Source organism: Streptomyces sp. SID14478 (genome assembly GCF_010548525.1).
In the GTDB taxonomy this organism is placed as follows: Bacteria; Actinomycetota; Actinomycetes; order Streptomycetales; family Streptomycetaceae; genus Streptomyces.
In genome coordinates this window covers 1-209 of record NZ_JAAGMG010001306.1, presented here as the reverse complement: position 1 = coordinate 209, position 209 = coordinate 1, and the positions used below count along the sequence as shown (strand labels likewise).

The 209-nt window shown below is 73.7% G+C and carries 1 pseudogene; it reads right to left on the bottom strand.

Going from position 1 to position 209, the window contains the following annotated elements:
• Positions 1 to 209: pseudogene (locus G3I40_RS41345) on the bottom strand (ABC transporter ATP-binding protein); the annotation flags it as partial.

Sequence of the window (209 nt, the reverse complement as noted above, 5' to 3'; positions counted from 1 at the left end):
CAGCAGCAGCGGGGCGAGCGAGAACAGGCCGATCAGGGCGCCCGTCGCGGTGACGACGAAGGTCCGCGAGACCATGACGACGCCCGCGAAGGTGTCGCGGGCGATCTCCACCTGCTGGGTGAGCCGCGACACCGCGCCCCCGTCGCCGTCGCGCACCCCCCGGTCGACGACCTTGCGCACGAGGATGTCCCGCAGCGGCTCCACGAGCC